11 protein-coding genes and 1 pseudogene are annotated in these 11,805 nt (G+C 38.6%); 3 read left to right on the plus strand and 9 right to left on the minus strand.

Annotation, left to right across the window (positions count from 1 at the left end; genetic code table 11):
• Positions 1-98 precede the first annotated feature (98 nt).
• On the plus strand, positions 99-1,847 hold the full coding sequence (locus tag LEP1GSC199_RS02955) for a GMC oxidoreductase (protein ID WP_002977120.1): 1,749 nt from the start codon (positions 99-101) through the stop codon (positions 1,845-1,847).
• A 5-nt stretch (positions 1,848-1,852) separates the two neighbouring features.
• Positions 1,853-2,764: an ankyrin repeat domain-containing protein gene (locus LEP1GSC199_RS02960; RefSeq protein WP_002977199.1), complete on the plus strand. Its 912-nt coding sequence runs from the start codon at positions 1,853-1,855 to the stop codon at positions 2,762-2,764.
• Between the two features lie 5 nt (positions 2,765-2,769).
• Here the strand turns inward: LEP1GSC199_RS02960 and LEP1GSC199_RS02965 are convergent, their stop codons facing one another.
• The 8 genes and pseudogenes from LEP1GSC199_RS02965 to rpmH form a co-directional block, all read right to left on the minus strand.
• On the minus strand, positions 2,770-4,404 hold the full coding sequence (locus LEP1GSC199_RS02965) for a hypothetical protein (RefSeq protein WP_002976977.1): 1,635 nt from the start codon (positions 4,402-4,404) through the stop codon (positions 2,770-2,772).
• A 66-nt stretch (positions 4,405-4,470) separates the two neighbouring features.
• The gene (locus tag LEP1GSC199_RS02970) at positions 4,471-4,722 is read right to left on the minus strand and encodes a hypothetical protein (RefSeq protein WP_002976972.1); all 252 of its coding nucleotides are present in this window, start codon (positions 4,720-4,722) and stop codon (positions 4,471-4,473) included.
• Positions 4,723-4,803: 81 nt separating this feature from the next.
• Entirely contained in the window at positions 4,804-6,189 is a 1,386-nt protein-coding gene (gene mnmE, locus LEP1GSC199_RS02975) for a tRNA uridine-5-carboxymethylaminomethyl(34) synthesis GTPase MnmE (protein ID WP_002977249.1), read from the minus strand.
• Positions 6,182-6,913, minus strand: coding sequence for an RNA-binding cell elongation regulator Jag/EloR (gene jag, locus LEP1GSC199_RS02980; protein ID WP_002972218.1), 732 nt, complete (start codon positions 6,911-6,913; stop codon positions 6,182-6,184). Before jag ends, mnmE begins: the two co-directional genes overlap by 8 nt.
• A gap of 28 nt (positions 6,914-6,941) precedes the next feature.
• Positions 6,942-8,897: a membrane protein insertase YidC gene (gene yidC / locus LEP1GSC199_RS02985; protein ID WP_039925885.1), complete on the minus strand. Its 1,956-nt coding sequence runs from the start codon at positions 8,895-8,897 to the stop codon at positions 6,942-6,944.
• A 3-nt stretch (positions 8,898-8,900) separates the two neighbouring features.
• A complete protein-coding gene (yidD, locus tag LEP1GSC199_RS20660; protein ID WP_083901907.1) occupies positions 8,901-9,128 on the minus strand; it encodes a membrane protein insertion efficiency factor YidD in 228 nt (75 codons plus the stop codon).
• A pseudogene (locus tag LEP1GSC199_RS02990) lies at positions 9,125-9,430 on the minus strand (ribonuclease P protein component); the annotation flags it as partial. The pseudogene LEP1GSC199_RS02990 and the gene yidD, both read right to left, overlap by 4 nt.
• Before the next feature lie 26 nt (positions 9,431-9,456).
• Positions 9,457-9,618: a 50S ribosomal protein L34 gene (rpmH, locus tag LEP1GSC199_RS20665; RefSeq protein WP_002977245.1), complete on the minus strand. Its 162-nt coding sequence runs from the start codon at positions 9,616-9,618 to the stop codon at positions 9,457-9,459.
• A gap of 209 nt (positions 9,619-9,827) precedes the next feature.
• On the opposite strand from rpmH, the gene LEP1GSC199_RS03000 reads away from it, so the two are divergent.
• Positions 9,828-10,991 (plus strand): MltA domain-containing protein, encoded by a 1,164-nt coding sequence (locus tag LEP1GSC199_RS03000; RefSeq protein WP_002976905.1) that lies wholly within the window; start codon positions 9,828-9,830, stop codon positions 10,989-10,991.
• Positions 10,992-11,026: 35 nt separating this feature from the next.
• On the opposite strand, the gene LEP1GSC199_RS03005 is transcribed toward LEP1GSC199_RS03000, so the two are convergent.
• Entirely contained in the window at positions 11,027-11,683 is a 657-nt protein-coding gene (locus LEP1GSC199_RS03005) for a TetR/AcrR family transcriptional regulator (protein WP_002977269.1), read from the minus strand.
• Between the last annotated feature and the right edge of the window lie 122 nt (positions 11,684-11,805).

Here is an 11,805-nt window from a genome sequence, read left to right on the forward strand (position 1 = left end):
GAAGTTTTTATCAGATTCCGTAAGAGCGAATTGACAGGAATTGAATTCCTTTGCAGACTCGGTTTCGCTTACGCACCACAAACAAGGAAAAACGAACCATGAGTCAATCCATTCCAAAAGAGCTAAATTATGAGTACGACTTTATTATAGTCGGATCTGGTTTTGGAGGATCCGTATCTGCCTATCGGTTATCTCAAAAAGGTTATAAAGTTTTGGTGATTGAATCAGGAAAACGTTGGAAGGCCACAGACTTTCCAAAAACCAATTGGAGTTTACGTAAGTATCTTTGGATGCCGAAACTAGGTTTTTATGGAATCCAAAGAATCAATTTACTCAATGACTTTTTACTTGTGAGTGGGTCTGGTGTTGGCGGTGGTTCATTAGTGTATGCATGTACCTTGTATGTGCCTTCCTCAAAAGTATTAAACTCTCCTTTGTATTCAAAAATGGGTGGGGAAAAAGCTTTATTACCTTATTATGATGTAGCAAAACACATGCTTGGTGTTACCGAAAATCCCCAACTTTGGGAACCAGACCGTCTCCTTTTAGAAACAGCAAAAACTTTTGGTAAGGAAGATACTTTCCGTAGAACTCCTGTGGGAATTTATTTTGGAAACAAAAAAGATCCCAAGGATCCTTTTTTTGGTGGGGATGGTCCAGACCGTGATCCATGTAACTTCTGTGGTGGTTGTATGGTGGGTTGTCGCCATAACGCAAAAAACACTTTGGATAAAAACTATTTATACTTAGCCGAAAAGTTGGGAGCTGTCATCCTTCCTGAAACTAAAGTCACTTCACTCATTCCAATCAATCAAAAAGGCATTCCTGATCCAGAAGCGAGTGGAGAATTTGGATATGAATTGGAAACAAGGAGCACAACCGGTTGGTTTGGTTCTCCAAAAAGAAAACTTCGTTCCAAACAAGTGGTGTTATCTGCTGGTGTGATGGGAACCGTTGGTCTTTTACTTAAGATGCAACAAGATAACAAAATGATTCGTTTATCAGAGAAGTTAGGTGATACAGTTCGAACTAATAGCGAAACGGTTTTACCTGTGACTGTCCCTGCAAGTAAGGGCGCCGATTATTCTAAAGGCATTGCGATCACCTCTTCTGTCCATCCCGATGAAAATACACATATCGAACCGGTTCGGTATTCGAAAGGATCTGATTTTTTTGGAGTCCTTGCCAGTGTGATGACGGATGGAGGAGGGATTTTTCCAAGACCACTCAAATTTTTTTGGACGATGGTTCGCCATCCTCTTTATTTTTTGAAATCTCATAACCCCATTGGATTTGCAAAAAATTCTATCATTTTACTTGTGATGCAAACGGTTGATAATAGCGTACGACTTGTACGAAAAAGACGATTCATTTGGCCTTTTCAAAAAACAATTACCTCTGCTCTCTCGACTGGAGAACCAACACCCACTTACATTCCTATTGCCAATGCGTTTGCTCGGAAACTAGCTGAGATTGTTGGTGGGATTCCGCGAAGTTCTTTTAATGATACCCTTCTCAATGCACCTGTTACAGGTCATATTATGGGAGGTTGCATTGTGGCGGATTCTCCGGAACGGGGTGTGATCGATATGGAAAACAAAGTGTTTGGTTATAAGAACCTACGTGTTTGTGATGCCTCCATGCTCACTGTCAATTTAGGAGTGAATCCAAGTTTGACCATCACCGCACTTTCTGAACGGGCGATGAGTTTGGTTCCGACAAAAGACAAAGCACCAATACAATTTCTAACCTTTGAAACCAAAAAAGGTTTTGATAAAATTCTTGGATCCTTTCCAAAGAAATCTTCCGTTAAAAAATCGACTTCTGTGAGGAAACGCGTATCATAACCTAAATGAGTTTGATAAACGTTGCCAAGTCGGGAAGTATCGAAGAATGGGAGAGTGAGATCCGTGCAGGCGCTGATCCTAATGAGTTAGATTCCTATGGAACAAATCCTCTCTCTTGGATGTTCAAGATGGAGAATGAGGATTTGTTTCGGTATGCTATCTTACAGGGTGCCGATCCCGCTTTTCCTTACCGCACTCCAGGCAATGTAATCTTTGATATCATCAGTCAAAACAAAGAATCCTTTCTACATATACTTGTAGAAACGTTTTCTGTTTGGAAACACTCACCTCACCTTCATACGCGAGACAAAAATGGAAACACCATCTTTCATCTCTCTGTCCTTGAATCCGCCGAACCACTTTGGGAAGTGATCTCTGATTCCTTAACAGAGGAGGTTCTCTCTTTACGAAACGAGGAGGGTCGATCTGTATTTTTAGCAGCGATCACGGAAGATCGAATGGAAATTGTAACAAATCTTCTCCATAAATTTCCTAAAACAATCGAAGACAAAGACAGTGAAGGAAAAACGGCACTTCATTTAGTCGCAGAAAGAAATTTATATGATCTTTGTTCTTATCTTTTGGAGGAGGGAGATTTTTCTTTAGAAACAAAAGACAATTTGGGGAACACCGCTTTGTTTTTAGCAGCTTCTGCCGATGCCGTTGAATGTTTGATAGATCTACTAGATGCAGGTGCGAATCCCTTTGTTTGGGGAGAGAATGAAGAATCCATCACAAGGCTTTTGGACCGCGAAAAGTTTGGCCATAGTTTGAAAACTTGGAAAGACTTTGTCATCAAAAAAGCAATCCTCGGTGCCGGGTATTCACACCGAGAAGAGATGATCGATTACATCAAAAAAGAAAAACCATTCAAACCAGAAGAATTAACCAAAGCAAAGTTAGTTGATTTAATCTGATCCAATTATTTTTGCGGAGTGGAATTATCTCCCAAAAACTTAGGTCCATAATTTCCTTCTCGGTCTGTGTGAGTCCGGTCAGACTTTGGACTTTCAAAGGTATAGTGTTGTTCTATATTGGTTTTGAAAGGTGCATTCTCTGGCGATTCACCGTATTGGTGGAGTTCACCAATTCTTAAATCCGACCGGGGGTGTTTGCCGAGCCTACCTGAAAATCGAAAGAAAGATGCCAACTTGGGATCTACCCTATGATGGCCGTCAGGGTCTTTGTCTGCAGTTTGGCCGACCCAACCCGGTTCTTCCCAAGCTATTAGTTTTTCAATTCGTCCTTTGATCATAGAACGTGCATCTACAAACTGAGTTTCTGACTTCTCAGTTTCCGGTTCGGAAATTTCATGAGGACTAGAATTCTTTTTGATTCCAGAACCAATTTTAACATTCGTTAAATCTTTCTCGGTTATATCTTTTGGAACAATCAGGATAGATGTTTCTGGATTCAAACTTGGAAACACATCCCAAGGATCAGAAATATAATTAAACAAGGCATTCCCTGCATGCAGTTTAACCGTATAATCGCCATAAGCTGATGTTGGATTCCCTCCATCGGAACCCATATTGCCTTTCGCCACATAAAGAATAGGGTGATTTTTTACGGAATTGATATTTCGAAAATCTGTATCGAGTAGGATATGATCATGTCCAGTCAGTAGTATTCTTTTTGGTTTGCCCTCTTTTGAGATGAGGAGAGCATAGGATTCTAAATCTCCTTGGTGGATGTTTCCAAACTTTGTGGGTCCTTCGTTCCAATCATACCAAATCCAATAGGAAATGACCATATCTCCATTCCCCACTTCATACCAATAGTTACTGTTGTCTCTAAATCCAGGAAGCGCTTCCTTCTGTGTTCCCGAGACAGTTGTATTGGCATAACGCACGTGATAGTATAAATGGGTTTGTTTTTCTGTTTCTCTTAGGTCAGGAAATTCCACATAGTTCCATGTGGTTTGGCCTTTTGTTTTGCGGCGAATGTCTTTATTGGGAAGTATGTATTCTTTGGGCTGAAAATAGTTTGCATACTTTTCGATATTAGTCGGTAAATATTTTTTATCTTTATGAAAGACAAGAATGGGCGAAAACTTTGCAGCGAGCTCCTGTTGTTTGCGATCGGAAATTAAGTTCTCTTGGCTTACAAAAGTAAACTCATGTTTTATGTTAGGATTTTTGAAAAGAGAATCTGTATTTTGAATCCAATAAGGATTGTGGCCAGGAGAGTACTTTCCATGGACTTTTTGAATTCCTTCAATGCTAATTGCGAGATGGGTCCAATTGTTTGGTAATTCTTGAGGAAATGTAATTTGTTCCAGAGATGATCCAATGATAGAATTTGATTTATATGAATGTATTGATACAGGCGTATAACAGTCTTTAGCAATCGTTGAAGGGCAAAAATAAAATTTCAGTGAATAAGAAATAGTTTCCCCTTTTAATTCCTTGGGAATCGATTTGAGTTTTAAATCAAATCTAATGGTCTTTCTTAGAGAGGATATGGTTTTTTGTTCATTCGAACTAGAACAAAAAACTGTTATTAGAATAAATACAGCTAACGATAGATAAATGGTAATTTTGGCGAATGGTTTCATTTGGTTTTTTAAGGCATAAAAAAACCCCTGTTTCCAGGGGTTTTGGTTTGAGATGAGACGAAAAGATTACTCAGCGTCTTTTTTTGCTTTTTTCTCTTTTTTGGCTTTCTTAGCTTTTTTAGCCTTTTTTGCGCCATCTTTGTTATTCTTTTTCTCTTTTTTCTCACCGTCTTTGTTGTTCATTTTTTCTTTTTTAGGTTTAACGGTTTCAGAAGCTTCATCGGCTTGCATAGTCGGTTCTTCGTCTGCTTCTGTTTGAGCAAACAGACCAAAAGTGCTGAAAGAGAATAGAGTGAGAATCACAAGAAATTTTTTCATTTTTTACCTCGTATCGAATGTGCGACCAATTAGATACTATTTGGACGATTAGACAATCGTAAATTTAGAGGTTTTTGTGAATTATTTACCTACACAAAATTTACTAAAAATTCTGCCAAGGATTTCTTCATTATCCACATGACCGTTGACTTCACCAATTTCTTTCAGGGAAGAATTGATTTCTTGGATATAAATTTCTGCGGGAGCTCCATCTTCCATAAGATGAATGGCTTCTGATAAACTAGATTCGATTTTTTGAATGTGATACCTTTGTCTATCTTCTAACAAAACTACATCTTCTGCGTTATCTTGGGATGTGAGTTTTGTTTTTAAAAGTTCTAATAAATGAGAAATTCCCACTTTTGTTTTACAAGAAATTTCCGTAATCTCTAACTCAAATTCTTTTTGTAGGCTTTCCAACTGATTCGGATCCCAATCATTCTGCTTTTGATCAATTTTATTGGCAACAAGGATGGCACCATGGAGTCTTTCTTTATGTTTTGATAAAAACGAACTTTTGTCGAATGGTTGGGAGCTGTCAATGAGAAGTAGTTTCACATTAGCACTGTCGGCTTCTCGTTTGCTTCGTTCAATTCCCATCTGTTCAATGTTATCCGATGTTTCTCGGATTCCTGCGGTATCCACGAGCCGAATGGGGATTCCATCCAAACTCAATTCTTCGGCTATATAATCTCTGGTTGTACCGGGAATGTCGGAGATAATCGAACGATCCTTGCCAATGAGTAAATTCATTAAGCTGGATTTTCCTGTGTTGGGTTCTCCAAATAAAACGACGGTAGATTGTAAAATTAAAGTTTCTGCTCGTTCTGAATCTTGGATTAACTTCGAACAAAGATTCTTGAGTGAGATCATCCGATTTTTTCTTTCTTCCAAACTTTCAAAGTTAAGGTCTTCTGTGGAAAAATCAATTTCAGCTTCGCACTCTGCTTTGAGTGAAATGAGATCACTTCTGATTTTGGAACTTAACTTTGTGATTTCCCCAAACACATTTTTTTGAGCCAATTCCAATTCATATCGAGAACGTGCTTCAATCAGTCGACTGATGGCTTCTGCACCGGATAGATTGATTTTTCCATTCAGATACGCTCTTTTGGTAAACTCACCCTTCTGTGCCGGGCGGGCTCCCTTTTCAAAAAGGATTTGTAAACCACGTTTGAGAAGGATTGGATTTCCATGTAAATGAAACTCAGCTAAGTCTTCACCTGTATAGGAGTTAGGTGATGGGAAATAGAAAAAAACAATTTGGTCGAGAGGTTTTTCTGCATCTACAAAATCGCAGAAAATAGCAGTTCTTTTTTGGTTTTTAATAAATTCTTCGGTGAGGGGAGCGGCGTTCTTTTGGAGAACAGAAAGGGCAATGGGCAATACGGCAGAACCCGATACCCGAAGGATGCCAATCGCTCCGGGACCTGAGGCAGTGGACAATGCCGCAATGGTATCAATCAAGATCTTCTTGGTCTACTCCGTCTGCAAAGTCTTCTACAGGAAGGCCTTTTTTAGAAGGATCTTCCAAATCTTTGTATTTATGTTTTTCTTTTGCAGAGATAACACGGACTCTTTTGAAAGTTCCGTTTCCTTCGGATCTAGTGAAAACTCTTTCGTCTTCTTGGATTGCCATGTGAACAATTCTTCGTTCAAAAGGATTCATTGGATCTAAAAGTTTAGACCTTCCTGATTTGATGACCGATGCCGCCACAGATTTTGCCAATCGAATGAGAGATAACTCGCGTTTGTCGCGGTAAGATTCAATATCTAATACAATTTTTCTATTGTGGCGAATTCTTGGGTCTACCATTAAGTTCAAAAGGAACTGGAGAGAATCTAATGTGCCCCCTCTTTTTCCAATAATGAGTCCAGATTCTTTACTAGTAAGTTCGACATAGATTTTTCCATCTACATCACCCATTCCCACTACTTCCGCAGGAATTCCCATTTTTTTCAAAATGGTGATGATCACTCCATGGATGATTTTTTCGGATGGGATGTCGTTGTTGGCAACAAACGCGCGTACAACGGCTGGTTTTTTTTGTGTGATTCCCAAAAATCCGGATTTTCCGGAATCAACTACTTCGAATCGCAAATCGCCTGGTTGGAGGCGAAGAGTTTCTAAAGAGTATTCTTCCGCCTCACTTTTAGTTTTTCCTTCGGCTTCGAAAATGTAATTATTCATCTGTGATCTTCCTTGTTAAACAATGATTTCATTTTTTCTTTTTGTTCTGGTTTCTAAATCCAGGTCGGGCAACCGTCGTAGCGTTGTTTGCTGGTTCTGGCCCATTATTTTTTGGTTTTTTGTCTTCCGATTTTCCAAACTTGTTTGTATACACTTGTTGGGCAATGGATAGGATGTTTTGCATTGTCCAATACATAGTCACACCGGCAGGCATCGACCAGAAGAAGTATAACATGATGACAGGCATCATATACATCATCATTTTTTGGTTAGGATCTGTAGACACTGTTGTCATTCGAGACTGAACTACTTGAGTTGCTACCATGATGAGTGGTAGGATGTTGATGGCAAGGGCACCAATAAAAGCTAACTTGGGAGTTGTATAAACCGTGTCTGGTTCACTTAAATCTTTGATCCATAAAAATGGGGAATTCCAAAGATCCACTGTATCAGAAAATGCGGTATAAAGGGCGATAAAGATAGGAATTTGGATGAGCATCGGAAGGCAACCCGCCATTGGGTTTGTTCCGTTCTTTTTGTACAACTCTACCGTTTTTTCTTGTTTGAGTTTTGGATCATCCGCATACTTTTCATTGATGAGTTTAATTTGTGGAGATAACTCTTGCATCTTCTTCATGGATTCCGCCTGTTTTTTGTTCAGCGGATAAAATGCTAATTTGAAGAGGATAGCAAAAATAACAATGGCCCAACCGTAGTTAGGAATGACCAAGTAGATCTTTTTTAAGATCCAAACAATTCCGTTTCGAAGTGGGGTTGTAATCCCTTGGTTGAATGATTTGTCGAGCGAATCACTGAGACCAGCAAACACCGAGTCTTTGTTGATTTTTGGATCTAGTTTACCATCTCTAAAAGCAGTTCCGTCAAGTTCTCTCACTCCTACGTAGGCTGCATAATCCAAATTTACTTCTTCGCCTGGACCAAGTTTCCAATTGTCATAAACAAGAAGAACTCCCGTTTCATTTCCTTTGCGGTTATCGAGAAGCACTCCTGCGGGGTTCTCATTTAAAGGGTCAATGACACCAATGAAATAACGACTTCCTGTTCCCACAAAGTCCACTTTATCAGTAGAACCTTTTTTGATTTCGTAACGAGTGTCTTTTCCTTCATTGGAACCAAATAGATTATCAAAAAATCCTTGGGTGCTTGTTCCGTCTACGTGGTCTTTAAAACTTCCATCTAAATAGTAGTAACGAAAGTAATGAGCATTGTCCCTATCATTAAAGTCTTCTTTTTTCTTAAGGACTGGTCCAAGGGAACTAAACGATCTAAAGTATACATCCGACTTGGATGGAGAAACATTGATGGTTTCGTTAGTTCTATTTTTTAAAGCTAAATGAAATTTAAAATAATTTTCGGAAGGGAAAAATTGAAATTTCTTTTGAATCGTAAATTTGCCATCTAACGAAGGTGCTTCGAAGATTACTGTTTTTGTTTCTGCATTATAACTAGAACTAAAATTTACTAAGTTATAAGCGGAAAAAGGAATGGTGTCTTTGTCTTCAATAATGTTGAAGTCAAAACCTTGTCCTCTTGTAAGTTCAACAGCCTTTTCTTTTTTTCCATCAAATTCGATTTCAAACTTAGGATCTTTCGCTATCGCAAATTCTGAACCGTCTGGTTCTTTATGGTCTTTGATATAGTATTCAGTGATTCGTCCACCTAAACTAGAAAAATGCACTAGGAAGGAATCTGTTTTTAGAGAGAACGTTTTTACATCTTCTGTTTTTACAGGATTTAATTTAGTAGTTTCCGTTGTAGGTTTTTTTAGTTCTGCTTTTGGATCTGCAGGATTTCCCACAGGTTTCTCTTTTTCAGAGCCTTCTTGTTTAGAAGTTTCGTCAGCAGCTTTTGGTTTTGGTGTTTGTGGAGGAAAGAAGAAATAGTTTATCCCCATCCATACTGCTAAACTGAGGAATAGCGCGAGGAATAAACGACTTTGTCTGTTAGTGGAATCATTTTGCATAAGTTAACTCTTGTTAAAGGATTTCGGTAAAGGGTCATGCCCACCTTCGTGATAGGGGTGGCATTTAGAAATTCGAATCACACTAAGAACAAACGCTTTGTACCATGGGTAGGTTTCAAATGCTTGTTTGGCGTACTCGGAACAACTTGGGGTAAACCGGCAAGCCGGAGGCAATAGGGGGGACAGCAGTTTTTTGTAGAGGTAAATAAGAACCAAAAACAGCCGATTCATGGGAATTGTTTTAGAACCGAAAGGAAAAAAACCTCTCGGTCTTCCTTAGATAACTTCGCAAATCCTACCTGCGCCAATAAAGCGTAATCGTATCCTATTGGAAAAGCAGGAAGATGTTTCCGAACCAGTTCTCTCAGGATTCGTTTGGAACGGTTACGTTCAACGGCTGTTTTGTGAGTTTTATCGGGACAAAATAAAAAACTGGCAAACGGAAGGCCGTTTTTTCGAACAAGCCATCGCATCGGTGGCCTGCCCATTTTACGATTCTGACGAAAGAGTTCCTGGATTCTGGTTGGGTCGTGAAGGGTCTCCGAAGGAAGCTCCTAAATTAGAACTTTCTCCCGATTTTTTCGTCGGAAACAGTCAATTTAGCGCGTCCTTTTCTTCTTCTGGAGGCTATCACATTTCTTCCACCTGGGGTAGCCATTCTAGTTCGGAATCCGTGAGTTCTCACGCGTTTAATATTACTCGGTTGGTACGTACGTTTCATGAAACACCTAATTTATCTATATATGATCGCAAAAATATGAGGTCTTTTGAAAGGTTTTTGGTACCCTCATGGAAGTCAAGGGGAATTGGGAAAAATGATTGGACAGTGACTTTCTTATGAGACATAAGGTAAAAAACTTTGAATCAGGTAAGTGCCTTTCTTTGGCACGACCTTTCCTGGGTGATTGGCTTTCTTGGGAGTTCCGCTAGATGAGGAAAACTGCCTCCAATATTTCCTTTGTTTCGATTTGGAAAAATCCCTGCCATTTAAAATGGAGAGAGATCCAAAACCTAACCTTTTTTTTACTCCTGTTCTTCTCTATTGGGTCGAAACCACTTCTTTCTGAAACAACCCAAATTATAGATCAGAAGCAGACTCTCCCTGACTCCCAGAATGCCCGCAATTTTCAGACGGCCCTCACTGAGTCAGTTCGGTATTTTGAAAGAATGCCACCAAATACCAAAATTCGTTTGGGTGAGATTACATATTCAAAATCGGAGATGGTTGAATCGTTATTGGAACTAAAAAAAATAATGAATCCATCTTCTTTGGTGGTAGATCAAAGTTTACTTAAAAAACGATTTGAATTAAAAAATTTGAGTCCTTCCGTTGGACCACCAACTATAACAGGATATTATGAAGTACGAATCTATGGAAAAACAAAACCAGAAGGAGAATACCAATACCCAGCATTATCTCCACCATTGCTGAAACAAACCAATACTGCTCTAGAAAATCCAATTCACTTTTCTCGGGAAAAATGGAAAGAAAAATCGGTTTGGGAAAAATATTCAAAGCCTATTGTGTTTTTGCGTTTGACCGATTTACATTTAGCACAATTGGAAGGATCAGCCTTGGTTCAGACGGAAACAAACGAATTGTTTCGTATAAATTATGCAGCGGACAATGGTCAAAATTATATCAGTCCATCCGTTTACCTTAAGGGAATTTGTCCCAGTTTAAAACCATACCAGTTAACCAATTGTATCCAATCAAAACCGAAAGAAGTTACGGAAGCGATATTTAAAAATCCAAGGTATATATTCTTTGAGAAAGAAACTCAAACAAATCCAAAAACAAAGGAAGAGGAACTTGGGCCATTGGGAAGTGGTGGAATTCGATTAGTGGCTTTTCGCTCTGTTGCGATGGACAAAAAAATTCCATTAGGATTTCCTGTCCTTTTATCCTTTCAATCGAGTGATGAACAGGCAAACGATCGTTTGGTGTTTGTGCACGACCGTGGCAATGCGATTACTGGTGAAGGTAGGTTAGATTATTATCTGGGAAATGGAAAAGGAGTGGAAGAGGTCGCAAACAATTTATTAACTAAGGGAAAAGTAACTTTGTTACTTCCAAAAAAGAAAAACAGATAACGGAAGAGAAAATAAAAAATAAATAAATTCAGAGATTATTGCTCCTTTTTAATTCCATGATAAAAAATTTCAAAAAGAGTTTCGATTTCTCCTATTGGATCCATTGGCAATTTCGGAGCCAATACAAATTTAGTAATGAGTAAACTAGCACCTAAACTAAAGGAATTCCTTACGATTTGATTGGGATCTAAATCCTTTCTAATTTCCCCGATTTCTTGGAAGTAGCGAATTGCTTCGAGTGAGGTATCATATAAATTTGTTTTCCAGAGATTCCCAAAAATTTCAGCGAACTCCTTGGAGAAAAGAAGAGCACCTAGCAGTAGTTTTAATTTTTTTGGTTCTTTGGCTACCGCTTCCCATCTTGCCTTGAGAATCATAATATACCAATCCTTAAAATTTGGTTTCAATGCTTGTAATCGTTCTTTTAGGTCTGACATATGACCGGGAACAATTGTGGACAATAGTAAACCAGATAAAATCCTTTTGTATAAATCAAACTTTGTAGGAAAATATTTAAAGAGAGTACGTTCTGTAACACCTGCTCTTTTGGCTAATTCCGCAGTTGTGGCACCGGAAAATCCTAATTCTGCAAAAATATCTTCTGCGGCCTTGATGATGTCTTCTTCCTTCTCCGATTGCGGATTTTTATAGGCATTAAATTCATTTTGTAATAGTTTTAAGGTCAGTTTCATCAAGTTCCATTCGATCCTTTTGGATCATTTTTTCCCTCCTGTCAATTTTTTCGATTGATTTTTTGTATAGTAATTACTTTACAATTGAATTATGTTAGTATAGTGTTTACTATATCAAGGAG

The organism is Leptospira vanthielii serovar Holland str. Waz Holland = ATCC 700522 (genome assembly GCF_000332455.1).
GTDB classification, from domain to species: Bacteria; Spirochaetota; Leptospiria; order Leptospirales; family Leptospiraceae; genus Leptospira_A; species Leptospira_A vanthielii.

What these genes read in the sequence shown, in the direction of transcription:
- LEP1GSC199_RS02955 (WP_002977120.1), top strand. Translation starts at nt 99, where the DNA reads ATGAGTCAATCCATTCCAAAAGAGCTAAATTATGAGTACGACTTTATT.
- LEP1GSC199_RS02960 (WP_002977199.1), top strand. Translation starts at nt 1,853, where the DNA reads ATGAGTTTGATAAACGTTGCCAAGTCGGGAAGTATCGAAGAATGGGAG.
- LEP1GSC199_RS02965 (WP_002976977.1), bottom strand. Translation starts at nt 4,404, where the DNA reads ATGAAACCATTCGCCAAAATTACCATTTATCTATCGTTAGCTGTATTT.
- LEP1GSC199_RS02970 (WP_002976972.1), bottom strand. Translation starts at nt 4,722, where the DNA reads ATGAAAAAATTTCTTGTGATTCTCACTCTATTCTCTTTCAGCACTTTT.
- jag (WP_002972218.1), bottom strand. Translation starts at nt 6,913, where the DNA reads ATGAATAATTACATTTTCGAAGCCGAAGGAAAAACTAAAAGTGAGGCG.
- yidC (WP_039925885.1), bottom strand. Translation starts at nt 8,897, where the DNA reads ATGCAAAATGATTCCACTAACAGACAAAGTCGTTTATTCCTCGCGCTA.
- yidD (WP_083901907.1), bottom strand. Translation starts at nt 9,128, where the DNA reads ATGAATCGGCTGTTTTTGGTTCTTATTTACCTCTACAAAAAACTGCTG.
- rpmH (WP_002977245.1), bottom strand. Translation starts at nt 9,618, where the DNA reads ATGAAACGTACGTACCAACCGAGTAATATTAAACGCGTGAGAACTCAC.
- LEP1GSC199_RS03000 (WP_002976905.1), top strand. Translation starts at nt 9,828, where the DNA reads ATGAGGAAAACTGCCTCCAATATTTCCTTTGTTTCGATTTGGAAAAAT.
- LEP1GSC199_RS03005 (WP_002977269.1), bottom strand. Translation starts at nt 11,683, where the DNA reads ATGAAACTGACCTTAAAACTATTACAAAATGAATTTAATGCCTATAAA.